This is a genomic window from Streptococcus sp. FDAARGOS_192, from assembly GCF_002073815.2.
In the GTDB taxonomy this organism is placed as follows: Bacteria; Bacillota; Bacilli; order Lactobacillales; family Streptococcaceae; genus Streptococcus; species Streptococcus salivarius_H.
The window spans coordinates 1,146,594-1,173,566 of record NZ_CP020431.2 but is presented as its reverse complement, the minus strand read 5'-3'; the positions used below and the strand labels follow the sequence as shown (position 1 = coordinate 1,173,566).

Genomic DNA, 26,973 nt, shown 5'->3' with positions numbered 1-26,973 from the left:
ATAGTAAGAATTCCAATTGTTTTGGAGAACTATGGGTAAAGATTTATTCAACGAGAAGAAAAGTCGCTTTTCTCTTCGTAAATTAAATATCGGTGTTTGTTCGGTATTGCTAGGAACACTTATTATGATTGGTGGAACTGCACAAGCGGATGAAAACACTGAAACGACAGCTGCACCGATTACGCCAGTAGCAGAAGCGGGTGAAACGACGGCGTCTTTAGTCGAGACTAGAACAGTCGCAGAGACAACTCCTGCAGCGACAAATACAGTTTCAACTACGGCAGCTGCAACAAGTGCTGAAGCACCAGCTGCTGTTGAAACGCCTGCGACATCAACAGCGCCTGCAACAACTACGGAGAGCGCTACATCACAAGCTGCAGCAACATCAGAAGCAGCAAGTAAAACGTCTGCAACTGCTTCTGAAACTGCACAAGCATCGACTTCAGAGGCTGCACCAGCAACTAATTCTTCTGAAGCAGAAAAACCACGCGTTCGTTCACGTCGTGCGGTTCCTTCTGCAGCGCCTACATCTGCAACAGAAGCATCTACTAAGAATGTATCAACTTCGATTGAAGCTGGTGACGAGTATGTCACTATTCGTACAGACTCAGCTTCAACTGTTAAAGTAACGGTAGATGGTCAAGAAGTTTCAATTAACGGGGCAGATGGTGTTTACACCTTCAAACGTCCATCAGCAGGTGGTACTGTCGTAGCAACAGCTACAGATGCGTCTGGTAAAAACGCTACGAAACAGTTGATTGTATCACCAAGTACTGTAAATGGTGTTATTAAACCTAGTGATTCATCACTTACAATTACTAATAAGTTTGACACTACTGGTATCACAACTGATAAGGAGCCTCCTTACGTTGTTAAGAACGCTGGTGTTGAGTTTAATAAAGTCAATGATGATGGTACCATCTCTCTTACTGGTACATCATGGACGCGTCTTGCGGGTGGATGGGCTAAGGATAAAGCTTTCCCTCTTGGAGCTCATATGATTTTGAACTTCCAAAATCCAACCTTCTATGAAAATATTGAAAAAATCACAATTAAACCAACTTACCAAGGTAAGGAAAAAACATTTACAAGTTACGAAAATGGTTCAGTTTGGTCTGTTCCGATTCAAAATGATACGGTAGCTTCTGGTGGTATTGGGGCAGCTTATGATCACCCAATCACAATTACCTTGAAAAATGGCAAGACCCTAAACGATCTTGGACTTGCCAATACACCTTTGTCATTCTCATCTGCATGGATTACAGGTAAGGACTACGGTAAAGTTATTCCGAATAAACTCGTTCGTGAAAGTATTGATAACTCATGGTTTATTGCCTCAGGCAATGATAAGAAGACTGCATCAGATAATGGTTTGACAAATGCTTTCACAGGTACTCCTGGTACTGGTGTTAATACACAACCAACTCTAAAAGTGCTTCCACGCTTTACAAGTGATGGGAAGGCAGACTCTATCGAGTTGGTTTATACCATGAAAGTTTCTGCGGCTATGGGTGTCGTAAACTTAAGTTCAAACACCTTCCAATCTGTGCCTTATATTGAACAAGAATTACCTAAGAGTCTCTTGCCATATCTTGATTTGAATGAAACTTATATTTACAAATCTGATGCGGACGGCTCTGCTGTAAGTGGTGTTCAAAAAACTAAGGTTGTCATGGATGCATCAGGGAAACTTGATACACGTAATACAGATGCCATTAGTATTGCGACAAAATCTAACCCATCACAAAGTGATGTTGATAAGGTTCGTAATTATATTGACAAAAATATCCTTGGAACAGCTTCAGGGCAACTTGGTTCATATACAATTTCTTACAAGATTAAGGACACAGTTGATTCAGTCGAATTGGCTAAGAAATTGAATGCTGAAATCAAGAAAAATAATGGCATGCTCCTCTTTGAGCAATGGATGGAACGTGGTGTTAAACCAAACTTGAATGCTATTCAACGTAGCTGGAAAGGTAATACCGAAGGGGTTCATCAGGGTTCATATGCCAATGCTTTCCTTGATACTAACCTTTTGATTGTCAATGCACCTAAGAATCAAACTTATGATGTTACTTACAGCAAATCTGAGGTAACTGCTGGCGACACAACTCAGCCACAAATTCCGCTTATCCGTGATGTTGAAGGTAAGGAAGTGTCTGTACCTTCTGGTACAACTTTCAAAGCTGGTACGCTTCCAGCTGGTATTGAGTCTGTTTCTGTTGATGAAAATACAGGGGCTATCACAAGTAAGACTTCTGCAAATGCAACTCCTGGTTTGGTAAATGTGCCAATGCTTGTGACATATCCAGATGGAACAACTGAAACAGTTGATGTTCCAATTGAAATCAAGGCTAAACAAACAGATGCTGATAAGTATGAACCAACAGCTAAAGATCAAACGGTTAATATCGGAGAAACACCAGACGCTAAAGGTTCAATTGGCAACGTTTCAGATCTTCCAAGTGGTACTAAGTTTGAGTACAAGACACCAGTTGATACAACAACAGCTGGTGAAAAAGACGCAACAGTAGTTGTAACTTACCCAGACGGATCTAAGGATGAAGTTCCAGTTAAGGTAACCGTTAAAGATCCACGTACCGATGCGGATAAGAACACCCCAACAGCTAAGGATCAAACGGTTAATATCGGAGAAACACCAGATGCCAAAGGTTCAATTGGTAACGTTTCAGATCTTCCAAGTGGAACAACTTTCGAGTACAAGACACCGGTTGATACAACAACAGCTGGTGAGAAGGATGCAACAGTTGTTGTAACTTATCCAGATGGTTCTAAGGATGAAGTACCAGTTAAGGTAACCGTTAAAGATCCACGTACAGATGCAGACAAGAACACCCCAACAGCTAAGGATCAAACGGTTAATATCGGAGAAACTCCAGACGCTAAAGGTTCAATTGGCAACGTTTCAGATCTTCCAAGTGGAACAACTTTCGAGTACAAGACACCAGTTGATACAACAACTGCAGGTGAGAAGGATGCAACAGTAGTTGTAACTTATCCAGATGGTTCTAAGGACGAGGTTCCAGTTAAGGTAACCGTTAAAGATCCACGTACCGATGCGGATAAGAACACCCCAACAGCTAAGGATCAAACGGTTAATATCGGAGAAACACCAGATGCCAAAGGTTCAATTGGTAACGTTTCAGATCTTCCAAGTGGTACTAAGTTCGAATACAAGACACCGGTTGATACAACAACAGCTGGTGAGAAGGATGCAACAGTTGTTGTAACTTACCCAGACGGATCTAAGGATGAAGTACCAGTTAAGGTAACCGTTAAAGATCCACGTACAGATGCAGACAAGAACACCCCAACAGCTAAAGATCAAACGGTTAATATCGGAGAAACTCCAGACGCTAAAGGTTCAATTGGCAACGTTTCAGATCTACCAAGTGGAACAACTTTCGAGTACAAGACACCAGTTGATACAACAACTGCAGGTGAGAAAGATGCCACTGTTGTTGTCACTTACCCAGACGGATCTAAAGATGAAGTACCAGTTAAGGTAACCGTTAAAGATCCACGTACGGATGCGGATAAGAACACGCCAACAGCTAAAGATCAAACGGTTAATATCGGAGAAACACCAGATGCTAAAGGTTCAATTGGTAACGTTTCAGATCTTCCAAGTGGTACTACATTTGAATACAAGACACCAGTTGACACAACAACTGCAGGTGAGAAGGATGCGACAGTTGTTGTAACTTATCCAGATGGTTCTAAGGACGAGGTTCCAGTTAAGGTAACTGTTAAAGACTCACGAACAGACGCAGATAAGAATACACCAACAGCTAAAAATCAAACCGTTAACGTCGGCGAAACACCAGATGCTAAAGGTTCAATTGGTAACGTCTCAGACCTTCCAAGTGGTACTACATTCGAATACAAGACACCAGTAGATACAACGACTACAGGTGAGAAGGACGCAACTGTTGTCGTGACTTACCCAGATGGTTCTAAGGACGAAGTCCCAGTTAAGGTAACCGTTAAAGATCCACGTACGGATGCGGATAAGAACACGCCAACAGCTAAAGATCAAACTGTTAAAGTTGGAGACACACCAGATGCCAAGAACTCAATTGGTAACGTTTCAGATCTTCCAAGTGGTACTACATTTGAATACAAGACACCGGTTGATACAACAACTGCAGGTGAGAAAGATGCAACAGTCATCGTCACTTACCCAGACGGTTCTAAGGATGAAGTACCAGTTAAGGTTACTGTAGCCGCAAATCCAACTCAGGCTGATGTAAATACTCCTGTAGCTAAGGATCAAACGGTAAATATCGGAGAAACTCCAGATGCTAAGAACTCTATCGGTAATGTTTCAGATCTTCCAAGTGGTACTACATTTGAGTACAAGACACCAGTAGATACAACTACAGAAGGTGAAAAAGACGCTACTGTTGTTGTGACTTACCCAGATGGTTCTAAAGATGAAGTCCCAGTTAAGGTGACTGTTAAAGATCCACGCACGGATGCGGATAAGAACGATCCAACTGCTAAAGACCAAACGGTTAAACCAGGGGATCAACCAAATGCCAAAGATTCAATTGGCAACGTAGGCGACCTTCCAGAAGGCACTAAATTTGAGTACAAGACACCAGTTGACACAACAACTGAGGGTGAAAAAGATGCGACAGTCGTAGTCACATACCCAGATGGCTCTAAAGATGAAGTTCCAGTTAAGGTAATCGTCAAAGATCCACGTACGGATGCGGATAAGAACGATCCAACTGCTAAAGACCAAACGATTAAACCAGGTGATCAACCAAACGCTAAGGATTCAATTGGCAACGTAGGCGACCTTCCAGAAGGCACTAAATTTGAGTACAAGACACCAGTTGACACAACAACTGAGGGTGAAAAAGACGCAACAGTTGTTGTGACATACCCAGACGGTTCAAAAGACGAAGTTCCAGTTAAGGTCATCGTTAAAGACCCACGCACAGATGCGGATAAGAACACACCTGTAGCTAAAGATCAAACGGTTAAACCAGGTGATCAACCAAACGCTAAGGATTCAATTGGCAACGTAGGTGACCTTCCAGAAGGCACTAAGTTCGAGTACAAGACACCGGTTGACACAACAACAGAAGGCGAAAAAGACGCTACCGTTGTCGTGACATACCCAGATGGTTCTAAAGATGAAGTACCAGTTAAGGTAATTGTTAAAGATCCACGCACAGATGCGGATAAGAACACACCTGTAGCTAAAGATCAAACAGTTAAACCAGGTGATCAACCAAACGCTAAGGATTCAATTGGCAACGTAGGCGACCTTCCAGAAGGCACTAAGTTCGATTACAAGACACCAGTTGACACAACAACTGAGGGTGAAAAAGACGCTACCGTTGTCGTGACATACCCAGATGGTTCTAAAGATGAAGTTCCAGTTAAGGTAATCGTCAAAGATCCAAGCACAGATGCAGACAAGAACACACCTGTAGCTAAGGATCAAACAGTTAAACCAGGCGATCAACCAAATGCTAAGGATTCAATTGGCAACGTAGGTGATCTTCCAAGTGGTACTAAGTTCGAGTACAAGACACCAGTTGATACTACAACTGTGGGTGAAAAAGACGCAACAGTCATCGTCACATACCCAGACGGTTCAAAAGATGAAGTCCCAGTTAAGGTAATCGTCAAAGATCCACGCACAGATGCAGACAAGAACACACCTGCTGCCAATACTCAAACAGTAATTATTCTTGAGACTCCAGAACCAATCAAATCGATTGAAAACCCAAATAATCTACCAGAAGGAACTAAGTTCGAGTATAAGACACCAGTTGATACTACAACTGTGGGTGAAAAAGACGCTGTAGTCGTTGTGACTTATCCAGATGGATCTAAGGATGAAGTTCCAGTTAAGGTCATCGTTAAAGACCCACGCACAGATGCGGATAAGAACACACCTGTAGCTAAAGATCAAACGGTTAAACCAGGTGATCAACCAAACGCTAAGGATTCAATTGGCAACGTAGGTGACCTTCCAGAAGGCACTAAGTTTGAGTACAAGACACCGGTTGACACAACAACTGAGGGTGAAAAAGACGCTACCGTTGTCGTGACATACCCAGATGGTTCTAAAGATGAAGTTCCAGTTAAGGTAATCGTCAAAGATCCAAGCACAGATGCAGACAAGAACACACCTGTAGCGAAAGATCAAACGGTTAAACCAGGTGATCAACCAAATGCTAAGGATTCAATTGGCAACGTAGGTGATCTTCCAAGTGGTACTAAGTTCGAGTACAAGACACCAGTTGATACTACAACTGAGGGTGAAAAAGACGCAACAGTCATCGTCACATACCCAGACGGTTCAAAAGATGAAGTCCCAGTTAAGGTAATCGTCAAAGACCCACGCACAGATGCGGATAAGAACACACCTGTAGCTAAAGATCAAACAGTTAAACCAGGTGATCAACCAAACGCTAAGGATTCAATTGGCAACGTCGGCGACCTTCCAGAAGGCACTAAATTCGATTACAAGACACCAGTTGACACAACAACTGAGGGTGAAAAAGACGCTACCGTTGTCGTGACATACCCAGATGGTTCTAAAGATGAAGTTCCAGTTAAGGTAATCGTCAAAGATCCAAGCACAGATGCAGACAAGAACACACCTGTAGCGAAAGATCAAACGGTTAAACCAGGTGATCAACCAAATGCTAAGGATTCAATTGGCAACGTAGGTGATCTTCCAAGTGGTACTAAGTTCGAGTACAAGACACCAGTTGATACTACAACTGAGGGTGAAAAAGACGCAACAGTCATCGTCACATACCCAGACGGTTCAAAAGATGAAGTCCCAGTTAAGGTAATCGTCAAAGATCCACGCACAGATGCAGACAAGAACACACCTGTAGCTAAGGATCAAACAGTTAAACCAGGCGATCAACCAAATGCTAAGGATTCAATTGGCAACGTAGGTGATCTTCCAGAAGGCACTAAGTTCGAATACAAGACACCAGTTGATACTACAACTGAAGGCGAAAAAGATGCAACAGTGGTTGTGACTTACCCAGATGGTTCTAAAGATGAAGTTCCAGTTAAGGTAATCGTCAAAGATCCACGCACAGATGCAGACAAGAACACACCTGTAGCTAAGGATCAAACAGTTAAACCAGGCGATCAACCAAATGCTAAGGATTCAATTGGCAACGTAGGTGATCTTCCAGAAGGCACTAAGTTCGAATACAAGACACCAGTTGATACTACAACTGAAGGCGAAAAAGATGCAACAGTGGTTGTGACTTACCCAGATGGTTCTAAAGATGAAGTTCCAGTTAAGGTAATCGTCAAAGATCCACGCACAGATGCAGACAAGAACACACCTGTAGCTAAGGATCAAACGGTTAAACCAGGTGATCAACCAAATGCTAAGGATTCAATTGGCAACGTAGGTGATCTTCCAGAAGGCACTAAATTCGAGTACAAGACACCAGTTGACACAACAACTGAGGGCGAAAAAGATGCAACAGTCATTGTCACTTATCCAGACGGTTCTAAGGACGAAGTTCCAGTTAAGGTCATCGTTAAAGCCCCACGTACAGATGCGGATAAGAATACACCAACGGTTGACAATCAAGAGACTAAAGCAACTCCAGCACCAACAGTGCATAAGCCTGCTCCTGCATCAGATACAGTTCATGTCGCTTCAAAAGCAACACCAGCTGCAACTGATACTAAGCAAGCTTTGCCTGAGACAGGTGAAAACACATCATTATTGGCTACTCTATTAGGTGGTTTGATGACAGTGGCTGGACTTGGTTTAGCAGGAAAACGTAAAAAAGAAGACTAAGATAGTTCTTAGGTTAAATCCCTCAACATAGTTAGTTAGACTATCTCAGTTTTCGAAAAAAGAGACTCATCCCGATAGGGGTGGGTCTCTTTTGTGTCTGTTTTGAGACTGTTTTTTATTTATATTAAAAAATTAGATAAAAATTGAAAGGTGATGGGCCTTCTTCAAAAAGACATTAGTGACTTAGATTTTAGGGAAAGATTCCTATAAATAGCGATATGAATGAAAACACTTATATGAAAAGGTTTGTTGATTTTCATAAGAGCATAGTTACCCATCATAACTGTTTTTTTATATTGATTAAAAATTAGAGAAAATGCTTGCTTAAAGATTAAAAAAAGGATATGATAGACTTCGGAAGAAGGTTAATAAATGTATAGAGTGCGTGTTTTTTCAATAACGTCTTCGTTTTTTTGACGTGCCTTGGGGTACAAGGATTAACATATAGGAAGATTTTGAATGAAACAAGCAAATCATGTTTTTGAAAAAGTGACAAAGTACGCTATTCGTAAGTTGTCAGTAGGTGTAGGGCCAGTTGCTATCGGGACATTCTTGTTAGCAGGTGGTCTTTTCGTGTCTAAACCAGTTTCGGCGGACCAGGTTACTTCGGATGCGTCGGTACACATGGCCTATGTCACTGAAAATGAATTGACAGCTGAAGAGAAGAAGCAAGTGGTCCATGCTATCCCTAAGGAATATCAAAATGATGATACTTTTTATCTGGTCTATAAACGAAAAGGAGACAGTCAAGCTACTCTTCCACAGACAGGAAGTTCTGACTGGGCAGCGACAGGTTTAGGACTGGCAACAGCGACCATGGCTGTCCTTCTATTTTCAAAAAAACATCGTAAAAAAATTATTGGTTTGGTCTTGATTGGGGCTGCAGGGCAAAGTCTCCTTGTTCCCATAGAGGTTCTTGCCTTGCAAAACAAGGAGTTGCAGGCCTATAATCAGACTCTTACTGTTTCAAATGAAGCAGATTTGGCCAAGGGTGTTATTACAATTGATGGTTATGAGTATGTCGGTTATCTGCGTTACTCAGCTAAGCCAGAGCTTGAACAACCTTTGGAGAATACTATCAAAGGACTTGAGTCTTCAATAAAAGAAGATAATACAGTTAGTCAGGGGACAGCTGATAAGGATAGTAAGGGAATCAGTTGGAAAAAAGGAACTCAGGAGCCAGGTCATGAGGGCGAAGCTCTAGTTCAACCTGCTACCCCAGAGAACACTGGACCAATTAGCGCTAAAGGTACGCAAGAATCAGGTCATGAAGGTGAAGCAGCTGTTCAACCTGCTAATCCAGAGTATACGGGCCCAATCAGTGCTAACGGCACACAAGAAGTTGGCCATGAGGGTGAAGCATTGGTTCAACCCGCCAATCCAGAATATACTGGTGTTATCAGTGCTAATGGTACTCAAGAAGTCGGTCACGAAGGCAAGGCTCTAGTTCAACCCGCCAATCCAGAGTATACCGGCCCAATCAGTGCAAACGGCACACAAGAATCCGGTCACGAAGGTGAAGCCCTTGTTCAACCAGCCGCCCCAGAATATACTGGCCCAATCAGTGCTAATGGTACGCAAGAGGCTGGTCGTGAAGGCGAGGCTGTCGTTCAACCAGCCAACCCAGAGTATACGGGCCCAATCAGTGCTAACGGCACACAAGAATCAGGTCACGAAGGTGAGGCTCTAGTTCAACCCGCCAATCCAGAGTACACCGGTGTTATCAGTGCCAATGGTACCCAGGAAGTTGGTCACGAAGGCGAAGCTCTAGTTCAGCCCGCCAATCCAGAGTACACTGGTTCAATCAGTAGCGATACTACAAGTGCCAATGGTACTCAGGAAGTTGGTCATGAGGGTGAAGCATGGGTTCAACCTGCCACTCCAGAATATACGGGCCCAATCAGTGCTAATGGCACGCAAGAGGTTGGTCACGAAGGTGAAGCAGCTGTTCAACCCGCCAATCCAGAGTATACAGGCAAACTGGAAGCCAAGGGGACACAGGAATCCGGTCATGAAGGCGAGGCACTTGTCCAACCTGAGAATCCTGTTCATACTCCAGTTGTCGGAAGTATCACAGAGACTGAAACGCAAGCTATCGACTATCCTATCGAGGTTATCACTGATGATAGCAAGTATGTGGATGAAGAAGTGGTCGAGCAAGAGGGTAAAAAAGGTAGCCAAGAAATCCAGAAAATTTACCAAACCATTGATGGTGTTAAGGTTGGTGAGCCGACTATTGTGTCAGGTAAGGTTATTGAGGTGCCACAACCTAGAAAAATCCGTCGTGGTAGTAAACCTCTAGATGGCACAACGACGGAAGAGTCTATTGTAGAGCTTCCGTTTAAAGAAATTGTCCAAGAAGATGATAGTCTTGAGAAGGGGACCTTGCAGGTTGTCCAAGAAGGACAAAAAGGGCAAAATAAAATTACCAAGGTTTATAAGACCTTTAAGGGTAACAAGACTGCTGAAGAACCAACTGTCACTGAAACAGTGCTAGTTCCTGTCCAAGATCGTATCGTTCGCAAAGGAACTAAGGTATCTGAAAAACCAGTGCTTACGCTGACACAGATTGATAAGGATGATTTGGGTCGTAGTGCTAAACTTAGCTATAATTTGACGAATCCAGGTGCAGCAGCTATCACGACTATTAAAGCGGTCCTTAAGCAAGATGGACAGGTTGTTCAAACGCTTGATATTCCTAGCACGACCTTGACTGCTGACCTAACCAACTTAGCCTATTACAAGCCTTATACTCTTACAACAACCATGACCTTTGATCGTGGCAATGGTGAGGAGAGTCAGGTCTTGGCAGACCAAGCTATCCAACTTGATCTCAAGAAGGTTGAACTTAAAGATTTTGCACGTACAGATTTAATCAAGTATGACAATCAAACAGAAGTGGATGAGACTCGTCTGACAGCTGTTCCTCAAGATCTCACGAATTACTACTTGAAGCTGACTTCTGCAGATCAAAAGACGACTTACTTGGCAGTGAAAGCCATCGAAGAAACAACGGTTGATGGCAAGGCGGTTTATAAGGTAACTGCAGAAGCGGACAATTTGGTTCAACGTGATGCCCAAAATCATTTTGCCCAAACCTATAGCTATTACATTGAGAAACCTAAGGCCAGTCAAGCCAATGTTTACTATGATTTTGCTGAGTTGGTCAATGCCATTCAAGCGAATCCATCTGGTGAATTTAGACTTGGCCAAAGCATGAGTGCTCGCCACGTCGTTCCAAACGGCAAATCATACATTACAACAGAATTTACTGGTAAGTTGCTCAGTGATGGTGACAAACGCTATGCCATCTATGATTTAGAGCACCCATTGTTTAATGTTATCAATGGCGGAACTATCAAGAACATCAACTTTGAAAATGTAGATATCAATCGCTCTGGTCAAAATCAAATCGCGACTCTTGGATTTAACCTTAAAAATAAAGGTCTGATTGAAGATGTTAAGGTGACTGGTTCGGTTACTGGTAACAATGACGTGGCTGGTATCGTCAATAAGATTGATGAAGATGGCAAAATTGAGAATGTCGCCTTTATCGGTAAGATTGACTCTGTCGGTAATAACTCGACAGTTGGTGGGATTGCTGGTTCAAACTACATGGGATTCGTCAACAGAGCCTATGTGGATGCGACTATTACAGCTCAAAATGCCAATGCAAGTATGCTGGTGCCATTTGTCACTTACATGCTTAACAGTTGGAAGTCAGGAACTAAGGCCAAGGTGACCAATTCGGTAGCCAAGGGTGTGCTTGATGTCAAAAACACACGAAATGTCGGTGGTATTGTCGCTAAGACATGGCCATACGGTGCTGTTCAAGACAACGTGACCTACGCCAAGGTTATCAAGGGCCAAGAAATCTTTGCTTCGAATGATGTCAATGATGAAGATGGTGGTCCTTATATCAAAGATCTCTTTGGTGTTGTTGGCTATAGTTCAGCCGAAGATGGTACTGGTAAAGATACTAAGAGTCCTAAAAAACTCAAACATTTGACCAAGGAAGAAGCTGACAAGCGTGTTGAAGGTTACAAGATTACAGCTGATACCTTTGTCAGCGAGCCATACGCGTTGAATACGCTTAATAACGCTTCTAGTCAAGTAGAGTTTGCCAATATTCAAGACTATAATCCAGAATACAAGCAGGCATACAAGAATATTGAGAAATTCCAGCCATTCTACAACAAGGATTATATTGTCTACCAAGCCAACAAACTGGCTAAAGACCATAACTTGAATACCAAAGAGGTGCTCTCAGTGACACCAATGAATGACAGTAATTTTGTCACTGACCTAAGCACTGCTAACAAGATTATTGTTCACTACGCTGATGGTACCAAAGACTACTTCAAGCTTTCAGAGAGTTCAGAAGGCTTGAGCAACGTTAAGGAATATACTGTCACTGATTTAGGAATCAAGTATACTCCTAACATCGTTCAAAAAGACCACTCAAGCCTTATCAATGGCATCGTTGATATCCTGAAACCGATTGAGTTGCAGTCTGATCCAATTTACCAAAAACTTGGTCGTACAGGTCCAAATAAGGTCAATGCTATCAAGAACCTCTTCTTGGAAGAAAGCTTTGAGGCTGTTAAGGCTAATTTGACGAACCTTGTGAGTAAGCTGGTTCAAAATGAAGATCACCAGCTTAACCAATCGCCTGCTGCCCAACAGATGATTCTTGACAAGGTTGAGAAAAATAAAGCGGCCCTCTTGCTAGGTTTGACCTACTTGAATCGTTATTACGGTGTGAAGTTTGATGATGTTAATATCAAAGAAATCATGCTCTTCAAACCAGATTTCTATGGTAAAAATGTGGATGTCCTTGACCGTTTGATTGAGATTGGCTCTAAAGAAAATAATATCAGTGGTTCAAGAACCTACGATGCCTTCGGTGAAGTTCTCGCCAAAAGTACCCTTTCTAGTGATCTCACCGACTTCCTCAACTACAACCGAAAACTCTTTACGACTATCGACAATATGAATGATTGGTTCATCGATGCTGCTAAGGATAAGGTCTACGTTGTAGAGAAGGCGTCTCAAAATGAAGGTGTTGGTGAGCATAAGTATCGTGTTTATGACAACCTTAGTCGTGGTCTCCACCGCAAGATGATTTTGCCTTTGTTGAACCTTGATAAGACAGAAATGTTCTTGATTTCTACCTATGACACCATGTCTTATGGAACAGCTAACAAGTACAACACAACTCTAGAGAAGTTGAAACCTGAGATTGATCTAGCGGCCCAACGTCAGATTAACTATCTTGATTTCTGGCAAAGATTGGCAGCAGATAATGTTAAAAACAAATTGTTCAAAGACATTGTCAATCCAATCTGGGAAGGTTTCTATGTCTGGGGTCATGGTTGGCCAGGTTGGCCAGAGCGCTACGGCCAATTCAAGAACAGTACAGAAGTCTATGCGCCAATCCGTGAAATCTATGGACCAGTCGGTGAGTACTACGGTGATAATGGAGCTATGGCTGGTGCTTATGCTGCCATCTACGACAATCCATATGATAATCGTGCCAAGGTTACTTACGTCATGTCTAACATGATTAGTGAGTATGGTGCTTCAGCCTTTACCCATGAAACGACTCATATCAATGACCGTATTGCCTACTTTGGAGGGTTTGGTCGTCGTGAAGGAACAGACGTCGAAGCCTATGCTCAAGGAATGTTGCAATCACCAGCTACTCAAGGTCACCAGGGTGAATACGGTGCTTTGGGACTTAACATGGCCTTCGAAAGAGAAAACGATGGTAACCAGTGGTACAACACCAATCCAAACAAGTTGAACTCTCGTGAAGCCATTGACCGTTACATGAAGGGCTACAATGATACCCTTATGCTTCTTGATTCACTTGAAGGAGAAGCAGTTCTCAGTCAAGGCAAGCAAGAGCTCAATAACGCATGGTTCAAGAAGGTCGATAAACAGCTACGAGGCAATAGTAAAAACCAATACGACAAGGTGCGTGCTCTAAGTGATAGCGAAAAGGCTATTAGCTTGACCTCTATTGATGACCTTGTGGATAATAACTTCATGACCAATCGTGGCCCTGGCAATGGTGTTTATAAACCTGAGGACTTCTCTTCTGCCTATGTTAATGTGCCTATGATGTCTGCGATTTATGGTGGTAATACCAGCGAGGGCTCTCCAGGTGCTATGTCCTTCAAGCACAACACCTTCAGACTTTGGGGTTACTATGGCTATGAAAAAGGCTTCCTAGGTTATGCGACCAACAAGTATAAACAAGAAGCTAAAGCGGCTGGTAAGAACACCCTTGGTGATGACTTTATCATTAACAAGATTTCTGATGGTCAGTTCAATACCCTAGAAGACTTCAAGAAGGCCTACTTCAAAGAAGTGAAAGCAAAAGCGTCACATGGTTTGACGACAGTTACGATTGATGGTACATCAGTAAGTTCTTACGATGATTTGTTAGCCTTGTTTAAAGCGGCAGTCGCCAAAGACGCTGCAAGTCTTAAAACAGATAATAATGGCAATAAATCTGTATCTACAAGCCATACGACAAAACTCAAAGAAGCTGTCTATAAGAAACTCCTACAAGAGACAGATAGTTTCACAAGTTCTATTTTCAAATAATAGATGAAAGAATCCCTTTTGGTAAATGCCAAAGGGATTTTTGAATCTGTTGGGAATGCGGGTAGTAGGAGCCTCTAGGTCAGTATTGGCAAGGGATTGAGAGAGATGTGGGGTAAGCTGTTAAAACATTTTCTTTTTGAAGGGAGAAAATTTTGTATTTTAATAAATATCACCAAAACTAAAAAATAGCGTTAGAGTGACGAAGGTTTTTAATAAAAGGCACTTTGATATAAAAGTATTTTAAAAATTATAAAACTGACAAAATAGGGAATTGTGCTAAATAAAAGCACGAACGTTTTGAAGTTTCAAAGGACTTAGATAAAAGTTTTAAATTAATATTTTCTAATAAAAGTTAAACTTTTACACAATTATTAGTATATATTTGACAATTTAATAATTATAGTATAAAATGGAAACTGTATATAAAGTAATTTGGATATTGAGGAAATTTATTATTATGAGAGATATGTTTAATAAACGCCAACGTTTTTCATTAAGAAAATACAGCTTTGGTGTAGCCTCTGTACTTTTGGGAGTTTCAATCTTCTCAAATGCACAGGGTGCCCAAGCTGATGAAACGGTAGCACCAACTACCGCAGGTATGGAAACAACTGCTGAGCCAGATGTCGTCGTGGAGCAATCAACGCCAACAACATCAGTAGCTCCAGCAACAACAGAAAACGCACCAAGTTCAGTCTCTACTGTGGCCTTGGCTAGTGAACAACCACAATCAGCAGCTCAAGACAGCCAAGCAGCTTCAACAACTAGTCAAACAGCAGCTAGTTCAGAAGTAGCTTCTCAGGCTGCATCACAAGCGAGCTCTGAGTCTGCAACAGCGACTGCTTCATCTGTAGCTACAAGTGCCCAAGCTCTTAGCTCAACAGCTGTAGCAGAAACTCCTGTTGCTGGTCAAGTATCAGCACAAACAAGTGCGGCTGCTTCAGTTGCGACTGCAGCAGAAACTGCAAGTGCAGAGTCTACAACTAACGCTGTAAATAGCGTCCTTAAAGTAGCGACTAGCGAGTTGGCCGTGACAAGCAGTGAATTGAATGCTGCTGAAGCAAGTCTTAACTCTGAAAATCTCATCAACGCTATGGGACTTGCGGTATCAAACCGTAGCCTTCGTACAGCAGATGCGGTTGCTGTTTTGACAAATGCTGGAGCAGGCTCAACAAACCCTGACTTGACAAACCTTGGCTACAAACTTGCCTTTTTGCCAGAGCGTCAACAATACTTTGTTAATATTGATTACATCAACCACCTCAAAGTTGGTCGTGATAACCGTGGAGTAATGAGACCTTATGACTACATTACAAACGGTAATTACATGGTTGTCGTTAACTACGCTAACCTTGGTATTATTGACTATGTTGATGAAGCAGGAAACAAGATCCCTGGATCTTCAACCTACCGTATCAATAACTCAACTGAAACAATCACAGCAAACGGTAAGACTTACAATAAAATCTACGATGCTGGTGTAACAGAACTTCCACCAGTACCAGCAGGATACCGCATCAAGTATGCATCTGCTGACAAATCTAAAGCTAATGCTTACGTAGATGTCTTGAAGTCAGAACGTCAATACGACTATAACAACGGTATTGCAACTATCCGTTCAGAACGTACTTGGGACCGTAACCAAAGCCGTGTCGTTGACCTTGTTCAATTTGCCAACGGTTCGCAAGGATTGGACGCTTCAATTGATGCCAATGGTGGTGGTCAATACCTAGCTCCAGGTTACCGTTACCACATTATCGTGGAAAAAGACACTAAAGATGTTACTAAAGCAACAAGTCAAACAGTGACATACACTGGTGCTGATACGAAGACACCAGCTGCCAACACTCAAAATGACTTTAGCTTCAATGGTAAAGAAGATCCTACAACTAATACAACAACTTGGACTGAAACGACTCACACTTATGGAACAGTTAAGACTCCAGTTGTTACTGGTTACTATGCTGATAAAGCTGTAGCAGGTGGTAAGACAGTTACTCCAGATGCACCAAATGCAACAGACACAGTGACATACAAAGCCTTTGGTAAATTTATCGCTGTGGATGAAAATGGAAATCCAATTCCAGGTGTATCAACAACTGCCTACACTAACGATCCTAATGATGCGACTAAGATGATTGCCATCGACAAGACGCTTCCAAGCATTCCTGGCTACACTGTTAAAGTTATCCCTGCATCACCATCAAATCCAGGTGAAGACACTCGTGTCGTTTACGTAGCAATCGTTAACGATGTGACTAAGGCGACCAAACAAACTGTAACTTTCCAAGGTGCTGGCGATAAAACACCAGCTGCAGATGTGAAATCTGACTATACCTTTGCAGGTAAGGATAACCAAGCGACTGGTAAGGTGACTTGGAACGAAACTAGCCATACTTACGGTACAGTTAAGGTTCCTGTTGTGAATGGCTACTTTGCCGATAAAGCCGTAGCAGGTGGTAAGACAGTTACTCCAGATGCTCCAGAAGCAACTGATACAGTAACCTACAAAGCCTTTGGTAAATTCGTCATTGTTGATGAAAATGGTAACCCAATTGCAGGTGTGTCTGATACTGCCTACATCAATGATCCTAACGATCCAACTAAGATGATTGCAGTTGACAAGAACTTGCCAACTATCCCAGGTTACACTGCTAAGGTAGTCCCTGCAACACCAGGTGACTTGTCTAGCGATACTAAGGTCGTTTACGTTAAGAATGACCAAAAAGCAAGTGTTGTATACCGTGATGAAACAAGTGGTTCAACCCTTGAAACTGTTGCTGTGGCTGGTAAGTCTGGCGAAGCGGTTAACTATTCAACTGCTGAACGTATCAAACATTATCAAGACCTTGGCTATGTCCTTGTAACAGATGGTTACCCAGCTGGTGCAACATTCGACTTGGACAGCACAGTTGACCAAGCTTGGACAGTAAGCTTCAAACGTGTAGCACTTGACTTTAATCCAGACAATGCTCACGAACCAGGAACACCAATCTATCCTAACCAACCAAACGGTCCAAAATGGCCAGCTAAGGATGCTTACCTTAAAGATGTGACATACACTGTTCACTATGCAAGCAAAGATAGCAATGCTAAATTGCCAGCAGACAGTGTTCAGAAAGCACAATGGAAACGTTCATTGACGCTTGACTCTGTAACAGGTGATATTCTTACTGCAGGTGAATGGAAGGCAGATAAGACTAAGTTTGATATCGTGATTACACCAATGGTAAACGGTTACTTCGCAGATAAAGGTCGTGTGGCTTCTCAAGATGTCACTATGGACAGCAAGGTTGAGACTGTTACTTACACTAAATTCGGTAAGATTATTGCCGTTGATGAAAAAGGTAATCCAATTCCAGGTGTTGAAGCAGTTACTTACACAAATGATCCTAACGATCCAACTAAGGCTGCTATGACTCTTGTTCCTGAAGTGAAAGGTTACAAGGCTGATAAGACTGGTGTGACACCAAGCAACCCTGGTGAAGATACAAAGGTTGTTTACAAGGTGGTTAATGCAGAACCTGCTAAACCGGCAGTTAACAAAGAAGTTGGTACTATCGTTGTTATCTACCGTGACGAGTATGGTAACCAAATCAAGATGCCACTTGTGATCACTAACTCTGTTGGTTCAGAAGTTAATGTTCATGGTGATCGTTACATCTACCGTAACGGTGTGAAATATGAATTGATCCGTCAAGAAGGTAAATCTACAGACAAGATGACAGAAGGTCAAACAGTCGTAACTTACATCTACCGTAAGGTCGAAGATGGCTCAACACCTTCAAATGGCAATGGTGGTCAATCTGGAAGCTCAACTTCTAAAGCTGTAAAAGCAACTTCAAACGGTTCTAAAGGATCTAAGGGTTCTGGATCTGGATCAGCAGCTGATGGCGCTTCAGACGGTAAAGGTTCAGATAAGAAGAAATCTGGAAATAAAGATGGTAAGAAGGCAGATGGTTCTGATAAAGCTAAAGAAGGCGATGAACAATTGCCAGTAACAGGTGAGTCAGATAATAACCTTGCAGCAATGGGTGTTGTTGTCATGGGACTCATGTCAGGACTTGCGGCTATGAATCGTCGTAAAAACCAAGACTAAGATTTCCACACCTTATCTCTCATAAAATCCAAAAATAAAATCTCTCTCGAGTGTGATTGCTCGGGAGAGATTTTTTGTTTGTGGATAAAATTCACGGAATCTCCCAAGGTTTGTGAATCTTTTAAGCAGTATTTAGCTTGATAAGGTACAATAGAGTAAGACAAAACGAATGAGGAGACTGTCATGAAGTTTTTACATACGTCAGATTGGCATGTGGGGCGAACCCTCAATGGCTGGTCTTTGTTGGAGGAGCAGGCGTGGGCCTTTCAACAGATTGTGGATTTGGCTATTAGCGAAAAAGTGGATGGGGTTATCATTGCGGGAGACCTCTATGACCGTGCGGTGCCCCCTGTGGATGCGATTAAGCTTTTTAATAAGACCTTGGCCCGCTTAGTACTGGAGAAACAGATTCCTGTCTATGCTATCAGTGGTAATCATGATGGAGCTGAACGTTTGCATTTTGGGCGTGACTTCTTTCAACCTCAGGGCCTTCATTTAAGCACACGTTTGGAGGAGGCTTTTGAGCCTATTGAGTTGGAGGATTGCCAGATTTTCCTGCTGCCTTTTATCGATCCTATTGATGCTCGTATTTACTATAAGGACGATGAGGATAAGGAAATTCAGGGGATTTGTGATGCCTTGGGCTACATTATTGAAGATATGGAAAAAGCATTTGATCCTGAAAAAGCCCATATTTTGGTGACGCATTTTGCGGTTTCTAAGAAGGATGATAGCGATGGTCAAAGTCTACGGGAATTGATGTTGTCTGAAACTAGCAATACGGTAGGTGGCCTTACCAATGTGACCAGTGACCTTTTCAAGGCTTTCGATTATGTGGCCTTAGGGCATATCCATACGCGTTTTGCCAGTCCGACCAAGCGCGTGCAATATTCAGGCAGTCCAATCGCCTTTAATGTCAAGGAAGCCAAGCGTAAGGAAGAAAAGGGTGTCTATATTCTTGAATTGGATGCGTCTGGTGATTTGTCTCAGACCTTCCATCCTCTAGAGGTCAGACGGCCGATTGTGGTTTTACAGGCGCCTTTTGAAACCTTGATGTCACCTGAATTTTATAAGGAGCAACCTTGTCAAAAGGCCTGGTTTGCCTTTGATATTCAATTGTCCAGCCGTAAGGAATTAGAGGGCATCAATGTGCGTGCCCGTCTGGAAGAGATTTATGGGACAGATATTGTAGAAATCACTTTCAGTCGTTTGGGTGATGTCAGGGAAGAAAGCCTGACCGTCGATCAGCACTTAAAAGATTTGGAAATGCAGTCGCCACAGGAAATTGTCTCTGATTTTTACCAGACAGTGACTGGGGGCGACGTCTTATCTGAGAGACAAACAGCCCTTGTGGAAAGCATTTTTGAGGAGATTGAGAGGAGTCGACAATGAGACCAGTCCAGTTAGAATTGACCAATTTTGGACCTTATCGTAAGGAAGTCATCAATTTCACCCAGTTTGACCATGCTCCCCTCTTTTTGATTGGTGGTGACACAGGGGCTGGTAAGAGTACTCTCTTTGACGCTATGACAGTGGCTTTATTTGCGACGACCAGTGGTGATCGTAATGTTGAGGAGATGCGGTCGACCTTTGCTGGTCCAGAGGATGATTTGACCAAGGTGACTTTTTACTTCCAACAAGGCAACCACCTTTATCGCATTGAGCGAGTTCTCCAGCAGGAGAGAGCCAAGCGGGGTGGTGGTACGACCATTCAAAAAGCAACGGCTTCACTGGTTATTGTGGATAAAATTGGTGGTCAGGAAATTGAAAAGCTTGGGGATAAAATCAAGGAAGTGAGTGACCAGATTGAGCAGATTTTGGGTCTCAATGCCGAGCAGTTCAAACAGATTATTCTCCTTCCGCAAAATGATTTCAGTCGTTTCTTGAAAGAAGATTCCAAGACCAAGACTCAAATTTTGAAGAAAATCTTTGGAACGGGTATCTTTGACCGTTTTCAAAAGAGTTTGGAAGAGCGTCTTCGCCAGAGCAACAAAGATATGGAGAAGCGTCAAGCTCAGCTAGATGGCCATTTTACCAGTCGGGTTTGGTCTGAGGAAGAATTAGCTGTCTTAGCCCAAACACCGGCCTCTGAAAAATTGGCACGTCTTGAAGACCTTTTGGCACAACGTCAAGATAATCTTAAAGAGCAGAAAAGTATCTTGAAGGATGCCCATGAGGACTTGGCTAAGCTACAAAAGAGCTTGCAAAGTGCTCAAGATGTGGCAAAGATTTTCCAAGAATTGGAGCAAGCCAAGGAGCGTTACCGTCTAGAAATTGAGGAAGGGGCTCAGGAACAGGCAGAAGCGAAATCGCATCTGGAGGAATTACAGTTTGCCCAAGGGTTGCAGGAAACCATCAGCAGCTTGAAGCAGTATCAGAAGCAGTTGTTGCAATTAGAACAGGACCTTGTGATTGCTCAGGAAGCACTAAGTGATCAGGAGCAGGCTTTTAAGGAAGTCCAGGCTCAAAAAGAGGCGTTTGCAACCCAATCTGAGGATTTTCTTCAAAAAGAAGAGAAAATGGAAGCATGGAAAGAGGCTATTATCTATGCCCAGAGTCTTGCTCAAGAGCAGGAAAAAATCAAACGGTCCAGTGCTAACTACAAGCAGTTGGAGGAAAACTATCAGCAGGCTTCGAAAGAGATTGAGACTCTTAACAAGTCCTTGTCAGATTTGGAGGCCAATCGTCTTGGTTTAGAGAGTTTGCATGAGGCTGAAAAACTCCTCCAGTCTGTGGGCTACAGTGTGGATAAGCAACTGGCTCAGGATCTTAAAGAAATAGAGGGCTTGAATCAGGAGTTGGCAAAGACCGAAAAGCGTCATCAAACCTTATCTTTGGATAGTGACCAAGCTCAAGAAATCTTAAATGAATTGGAAGAGAAGTTAAGAACGACTTTGGCTTCACGTCGTCAGCTCATGATTGCCCAGTTGCAGGCAGAATTAGAGGATGGACAGCCCTGTATGGTCTGTGGTTCCTTGGAACATCCTAAGGTCGATGGGACACAGGTTGATGAAGCGGCCTTGAAGGATCTCATGGACCAGGTGGAGGAACTTCAAGCTCAAAAAGAAAAGCAAGTCGCTACCTTGTCAAATCGCCAGGCTACCTTGAGTGAAGTTGAGACTAAGCGCCAAGATATGCTTGAGCAAGTGGCTAAAGTTAAGTTAACTCTTGAAAAACACTATCAAGAACTCGAAGAGCAAGTTAAGGGACAGTTTGATTTTGATTTTTCAGAGGACTATGGAGCTGACCGTGGACAAGCCTTGTTGAGTGCTGTTGAGAAGCATTATCAAGAACTCCAAAAACGCTATGAGAAGGAAGAGGCAGACCGTGTCCATTATCAAAATGAGTTAGGACGAGCTCAGGAAAAAGCGACAGATTTGGCTAAGAGCTATCAAGAGGCCAAGGCAGCTCTCGACCAAGCTAAGGAGCGCTTAAAAGATTTGCAGGTAGCTCATCCGGAACTGGAGTCTGTAGAGGTTTATCAAGAACGGATTTCCCTTGCGAAGCAGGAGTTGGACCTCTACAATAAGCAGATTAAGGAAAATAGTGAAGCCTACAACCAACTTCATGCCGACATTCAAGGCATCAAGGGGCAACTTGAGAGCTTGACCAAGTCTAAAGAAAAGACCAGCCAAGAAACGAAGCGTCTATTGGCTGAATTAAATCAAAGTCTTAAGGCTGAAGGGGCGCTCACCAATGACCTAGAACAAATCCAGCTTTGGCTGCTTGAAGTGAACAAGCAAGCTATTCCTAAGCTTCAGGCTCAATTGACAAGTTACCAAACCCTTAAACAAGAATTGCAGACCCAGATTAGTAAGGACAAAGAGCTTCTCCAAAATCATGAAAAACCAGATTTGGCCGCTTTAACACAAGAGGTTCAAACCAGTCAGGAAAGCTATGATAAGCAACTGGCTCAGGTGTCTGTCATGGAGAAGGGACTTAAGGATGCGACGGCTACCTACCAAGCCGCCAAAACCCTTCAAGACAGTAATCAAGAGGCTTTTAAAGCTCACCAAGAACTCAGTGATTTGGTTAAGGTAGTCAAGGGAGAAAATACTGCTCTGACTGGTCGTCTCAATCTTGAGGTCTATGTTATCCGTCAGTATTTCCAACAAATCTTGGATTATGCGAATGCCAACTACATCGGACTATTAACGGATAACCGCTATTCCTTTGTCTTGAGCGAGGAAGGACGTAGGGCGCGTGATCACTTTGGTTTGGATATCAACGTCTATGACCAGTTGACAGGTAGTGAACGCTCCGTTAAATCCTTGTCTGGTGGTGAAACCTTTATCGCCGCACTGGCCATTGCCCTATCCCTCTCAGAAGTTGTCCAAAATACCAGCAAGGGTGCTGTCGTTGAGGCACTTTTCATCGACGAAGGTTTCGGTTCGCTAGATAAGGAAGCCCTCACCAAGGCTATCTCTGTCCTAGAACAAATCGGAGAAAACCGCATGGTCGGAGTCATCAGCCACGTGGACGACATGAAAGAAGGCATCGCTCAACAACTGGCCATCATCAAGTCACACGATGGTAGCAGCCGCATTAAAATTGTGGATAAGGGGTAGGAGAAATCGAGAGTTTAAGAGACCTCACTCAAAACCTTTAAGCATTCTAAGAGATAGTTCCTCATCAGGGCTATCTCTTTTTCTATTCTCTTTTTTGAAGCTTTTTAACTGTCAGTTTTTTCTGAAAATAAAAGGAAATTAGTTTGAAAAAAACCTCTCATAAAAAAGCTAATCTATTAGAAAATTAAGTGATACTATGGTATAATTTAATATGGTTAAGTCTCGATAAAAGCAAGGAAAAAAGTGTATAGAGTATGTTTTAGGTCCCTATCTCTTGCGACCTAAAAGTTGTTATTAAACTCTTAGAGTGTTTCTGGAAAGCTTATGTCGGTTTGAGACAGGAAAAGAAAAAATTGTACTAGCTAGAAAAAAATAAGAAATAAAAAATGACAGAAAAAATTTCCGTAATTATTCCCGTTTACAATGTGGAAAATCAACTCCAGACCTGTCTAGACAGTGTCCTGGGGCAGACCTATCAAAATCTTGAAATCATCCTTATCAATTATGGCTCAATAGATGACAGTGATGCCATTTGCCGTAGCTATGCTGCTAGGGATTCTCGCATTCTCTATTTCAAAAAGGATAATGGAGGGCTTTCAGATGCTCGCCATATTGGTATTCGTCAGGCTAAGGGAGCTTACGTCACTTATGTGGATGCTGAGGATTGGGTAGAGCCAACTTATCTGGAGGAGCTCTATCAGGCGCTTCAGGCTCACAAGGCAGATATGGCAGTAGCCAATTACAGTGTTTATAAGGAATCGGAAGATCGCTTTTATTTTTATATCAAGGATGAAGATTATTACGAGCAGGTGTATTCACCCGCCCAGATTATTGATGGGCTCTTTGAAGAAACCAATAACATTAACATCGCCTTGATTTCTGCGACAGGTAAACTCTACAAACGTTCCTTGTTTAATGACTTGCTTTTCCCAAAAGAGCATGCAGGGGAGGATGGCTTTTTCAACCTTAAAGCTTATCTCATGAGTGAGCGTACGGTTTACCTTAATAAGGGACTTTATGTTTACCGTGAGAGTCCAGAGATGCCATCAGCGACTTGGATGCAAGACTGGATGATGACCTTAGTTTATGCCATGGAGGAGCGCTTGGCTATTGTTGCTAGCCATGGTTTCCCTCTGGAAAAATACATGGTTACCTACCGTCAGATGCTAGAGGCTTGTTTGAAAAATGTAGAGGAGCAAGGTCTCACAGATTCTGATGCCTACCGCTCCATTCAGGAAAAATTCCAGGTCTTGAGTTTGGCCCCTCAACGTTATGAGACTAAGAAACGTGCCATTGTTCTAGCAGCTAACTATGCTTATGTTGACCAAGTGCTTACGACCATCAAATCTATCGTTTTCCATCATCGCAATATTCGTTTTTACTTGATTAACGATGATTTTTCTCAAGAGTGGTTTAGAGGACTTAACCGTCATCTGGCTGCTTTTGGTAGTGAAGTGATTAACTGTCGTGTGGATAGTAGTCAGATCAAGCAATACAAGACTAATAGCAACTATGCTAGCTATCTTCGCTATTTTGTGGCGGACTTTGTGTCTGAGGAACGAGCTCTCTATTTGGATAGTGACATGGTGGTTACAGGTTCTCTAGAAGATCTCTTTACCCTTGATTTAAAAGGTCGCCCTTTGGCTGCTGTGCGTGATTATGCCATTCAGGTTCAAGACCGTCAGGCAATGTTTGATGCAGGTTTCATGGTGATTGATACAGCTTATTGGAAACAGTACAATATGAGACGCCACTTGATTGACATGACCAGCGAATGGCATGATAAGGTTCCATTTGCGGAGCAGTCCATTCTAAATATGGTCTTCCGTAACAACTGGTTGCCTTTGTCTTTTGATAACAATTATGCGGTCACCAAGTCTAGTCTAGCCGGTTTCCATTTGCCAAATGGTCAAGACTATCCTAAGGTTCTGCATTATGCCTCACACCGTAAGCCTTGGTTGCCTTTAGCCTGCCAAGCCTATCGTGAGGTCTGGTGGTTCTATGCTCAAATGGATTGGTCAGGGGTCGCTGAAAATGCTGCCTTATCACCACTTTCAGAGGACATGATTTATCCTAAGGGTCGTCCATTCACTTGTTTGGTCTACACCAACATTTCGGAAATACCGCATTTGACGGATCTTATCTCGGCTCTTCCTAAGGTACAGTTTAAAATTGCCTCTCGTCAGCATGTGACAGATAAACTGGCCCAATTGATTACCTATCCAAATGTGACGGTTTACTCAGCCATTGCAGGTTTAAATGGGCTAGATTTGGAATTGGTACGAACAAGCGACTTGCTTTTGGATATCAATCCAGGAAGAAAGGTAGTGGAGATTCTTGATGCTTTTAGGTTTGAAAATAAACCGATTTTAGGGTTTGAGGACCTCAAGTCAACCAAGCATAACCAACAAACCTACTCAAGAGATCGTTGGAAAGAGATGGCTGAGACCATTCGCCAAATGCGTAAAAAGAGCCTGTAATCCTTTGGCTGGATAAGTAGGCTGAAATTGCGTCTCTGTCTCGTTTCAATCGAAATAACATCAGCCTGTCTAGGGGCAGGAAATAGGAGTAATAGTGAAAAAAATTAGTCAATCGATAATCACCAAACGTGTCTTATGGACCCTCTTTTTCCTCTTTATTTATTGTTTGGGAAATCAATTGGTTCTACCGTTTGTAGATTTGAAAAATGCAAATATCTTTGGGGGAGCCATCGGTTCCTTGGCTTTCTCTAGTGCCATGATGGGTGGAAACCTCAGGTCCATGTCTCTTTTTTCAGTGGGCTTGTCGCCCTGGATGTCGGCCATGATTCTCTGGCAGATGTTTTCTTTCTCTAAGAAAATGGGCTTGAAAAATCTTCCCATTGAGATTCAGGACCGTAGACGCATGTATTTGGCCCTGGGGATTGCCATTGTTCAATCTTTGGCAGTATCCTTGAATTTACCTATCGTTTCAGGGGTTAATGCTAGTCTCGCTATTTTCATGAATACCATTTTATTGATTGCCGGTACCTTTTTCTTGGTTTGGTTATCAGACCTCAACTCCCTCTTTGGGATTGGGGGCTCCATTGTCATCTTGATGGCAAGTATGATGGCCAATCTGCCTTATCAAATCATGGATAGTATTGAAAAATTAGGTATTGGTTGGAATGTCTTGCTTCCTCTGATTCTGTTCAGTTTGATTTTCCTCTATGTTTCAGGGGTTGTGCAGAGGGCTAGATACCGTATCTCAATCAATAAAATCAATATTCATAACCGCTTCAAACAGTATTCTTACTTGGATATTATGTTGAATCCAGCCGGGGGGATGCCCTTCATGTATGCCATGTCCCTGGTCAGCATTCCGCAGTACGTCTTTATGCTGATTCAATTTATCCATCCTGAAAACAAGTGGACCAGTGGTGCTATCAAGGCATTGACGGTCGGTCAACCTCTTTGGTTGGTTGTTTATCTGGTTATGCTCTTCGTTCTAGGATTAGCCTTTGCCTTTGTTAATGTCTCTGGTGAGCAAATCTCTGAGCGTATGCGCAAGTCAGGTGAGTACATCTACGGCGTTTATCCAGGACAAGAAACCAGTGCTTATATCAACCATTTGGTGCTTAGACTTGGTTTCATCGGTGCCCTTTACATGCTCTTTATGGCAGGTGCTCCGATGCTGATTATCTTGGTCAATCCAGATTACCTGCAATTGAGTATGATTCCTGGGACGTTCTTGATTTTTAGCGGTATGATTTACAACGTTAACGAGGAAATGAAAGCCTTGAAGCTTAACACTTCCTACACCCCACTTTTTGAAAATGTATAATATCTCACCCCTCGTGGGGTTGAGAGGCAGGCTGGTGATGCGTGATCGGTCTGCCCCTC

7 protein-coding genes are annotated in these 26,973 nt (G+C 42.7%); all 7 read left to right on the top strand.

What is annotated here, in order from left to right; all coding sequences use genetic code 11:
- The first annotated feature begins 31 nt into the window (after positions 1–31).
- The 7 genes from A6J31_RS06185 (at position 32) to secY2 (ending at position 26,914) form a co-directional block, all read left to right on the top strand.
- Positions 32–7,831, top strand: coding sequence for a Rib/alpha-like domain-containing protein (locus tag A6J31_RS06185; RefSeq protein WP_080610718.1), 7,800 nt, complete (start codon positions 32–34; stop codon positions 7,829–7,831).
- A 459-nt stretch (positions 7,832–8,290) separates the two neighbouring features.
- A complete protein-coding gene (locus A6J31_RS06180; protein ID WP_080610717.1) occupies positions 8,291–14,446 on the top strand; it encodes a ZmpA/ZmpB/ZmpC family metallo-endopeptidase in 6,156 nt (2,051 codons plus the stop codon).
- Positions 14,447–14,903: 457 nt separating this feature from the next.
- Positions 14,904–18,545, top strand: a complete 3,642-nt coding sequence (locus A6J31_RS06175; protein ID WP_080610716.1) for a mucin-binding protein — start codon at positions 14,904–14,906, stop codon at positions 18,543–18,545.
- Between the two features lie 183 nt (positions 18,546–18,728).
- A complete protein-coding gene (locus tag A6J31_RS06170) occupies positions 18,729–19,937 on the top strand; it encodes an exonuclease SbcCD subunit D (protein ID WP_080610715.1) in 1,209 nt (402 codons plus the stop codon).
- Positions 19,934–23,113 (top strand): AAA family ATPase, encoded by a 3,180-nt coding sequence (locus A6J31_RS06165; RefSeq protein ID WP_080610714.1) that lies wholly within the window; start codon positions 19,934–19,936, stop codon positions 23,111–23,113. Before A6J31_RS06170 ends, A6J31_RS06165 begins: the two co-directional genes overlap by 4 nt.
- A gap of 386 nt (positions 23,114–23,499) precedes the next feature.
- A complete protein-coding gene (locus tag A6J31_RS06160) occupies positions 23,500–25,593 on the top strand; it encodes a glycosyltransferase (protein ID WP_080610713.1) in 2,094 nt (697 codons plus the stop codon).
- Positions 25,594–25,687: 94 nt separating this feature from the next.
- Positions 25,688–26,914, top strand: a complete 1,227-nt coding sequence (gene secY2 / locus A6J31_RS06155; RefSeq protein ID WP_002883550.1) for an accessory Sec system protein translocase subunit SecY2 — start codon at positions 25,688–25,690, stop codon at positions 26,912–26,914.
- Positions 26,915–26,973 lie beyond the last annotated feature (59 nt).